The sequence below is a fragment of the Candidatus Streptomyces philanthi genome (assembly GCF_059553635.1).
Map to the genome: position 1 here is coordinate 1 of NZ_JCANQV010000553.1, position 1798 is coordinate 1798.

The following is a 1798-nucleotide window of genomic DNA, read 5'->3' on the forward strand; positions in this document are numbered from 1 at the left end:
CGTTCGGCGGCGAGCGGGCCGGACGGGGCGGCGCCGGCAGGGCCGTCGTCACCCAACTCCTCGCCGCACAGCGCCTCCTGGGCCGCGCCGACCGCGAGGCCGGTGAGGATCGCGCGGCCGTCGTTGCCGATGAGGACCGTGCGGGCGGTGAGGTTGCGGTGCGTCCAGCCATGGGTGTGCAGCACACGGAGGGCGGTCAGCAGATCGTCGCCGATCTCCGCGGCGCGGTACGGCGACAGCGGGCCCTCGGCCAGCAGCTCCGCCAACGGGCGGGCCGCGGTGACCACTTCGCAGACGATCCACAGGCTGCCGTCCTGGACGAAGACGTCGAAGACCTGCTCAAGGAGGGGATGGTCGGGCAGCCGGGAGGCGGCGAGGGCCGCCAGCAGGGCCCGCCGGACGGCCGGGTCGCGGGGGTCGCGGTCGGCCGCCCCGGTGCCGGGCGGCGGCAGGCCCGGCTTCGCCAGGGCCACCGGGAACGTGCCGTTGCCGTACCCCGAGACCGTGGTGCCCGCCTCCGCGCCCACCACCTCGGCCTCCACCACCTCCGGCAGCGGCACCTGGCGCAGCAGCACCCGCTGGGAGCTGTAGGTGTCGAGGGCCGGTGTCTCGGCGAAGCCCTCGTCCCCCTGGGGCAGCAGGGGCAGGCGGTAGCGCTCGGCGAGCACCCTTCCCGCGTACTCGTCCACGACGCCTCCCCACCGCGCGCCTCGCGCCTCGTGTGCCGTCCCCCGGGCGACGGGACGGGAGGTCCCGGTCGTCCGCGGGTGTGTACGGTGCGGATCGTACGGCCATGCGACCCCACGGGCCCTCACCCTACGGGCCGACGCCGTACGGTGTGACCCGCTCCGGTGAACGGTCAGTCGTGGATGGCGAAGGTCCGGAAGGCGGTGTCGCGCAGTTCGCGGCACTCGTCGTCCGACCAGTCGTCCGCCTTACAGGTGATCATGATGGCGTAGCCGTGGCTGTCGTCGGCGCGGAAACCGCGGTTGAGGACGCGGACCTTCTCGCCGCCCTGCTCGCGGGTGAACTGCCAGTCGGCGACGGTGGGGTAGTCGCGCCACTTCACGGACTTGATGCCGATGAGGTGGTAGCCGTCGCTGGAGGCGCGGACGCCGGGTTCGGCGCTGCGCCACGCCGCTGCGGCGTCCTTGCCCGGCTTGCCGTTGTAGTCGACCTGGACGCGGGGGAAACCGCCCGAAGCGCTGTATATGCCGCCGGAGTTGCGGCCCGCGGTGCCGGTGCGGTGCCAGCCCTCGGGCAGCGCCATCCGGAAGCGGAACGTCGTGTCGGTGGTACGGGCGAAACCGTCGGGCAGCTCGCCCTCTTCGTCGCCCTTGTCGCTCTTATCACCCTTGTCACCCTTGTCACCCTTGTCGGCGTCATCCGCCTTGCCGGAGGCCGAGGGGGCCGGATCGCCGGAATGCCCGTCCGTGGTCCCTCCCTTGGCGTCCTTCTGCCGGGTGTGGCTCGCCGTCGGCTGGGCGTCGCGGCCGGCCGCGGCACCGGTGGTGTCCTCGTCGTTGCCGATGGCGAACGCCAGCACCGTGCAGACGATCGCGAGCAGCACCACCGCGCCGATGACGAAGAGCGTGCGGCGCGGGACGACATCGGTCACCGAGGCGCGCGGCGGCGCCGGGCGGTTCCCCTCCGGGGCCTCGTCCGCCCGGGAGGCGGCGGCCGAGGAGGCGGCGTTGCGGACGGAGGACAGCGCGGAGCGCATCCGGTCCTTGGCGGCCGACGTGTCGGTGGCGGAGCGGGAACCGGAGGAGGAGGGCGCGCTCTCACGGACCTTGGC

General features: G+C 73.8%; 2 protein-coding genes. Both read right to left on the reverse strand.

The genetic code is table 11. The features are described 5' to 3' along the window. On the reverse strand, nt 1-689 hold a 689-nt coding region (locus AC51EU_RS30125; RefSeq protein ID WP_496270265.1), incomplete at its 3' end, for a protein kinase family protein. Between the two features lie 170 nt (nt 690-859). Further along, nucleotides 860-1798: serine/threonine kinase C-terminal domain-containing protein (locus AC51EU_RS30130; protein WP_496270266.1), on the reverse strand; the 939-nt coding region annotated here is incomplete at its 5' end.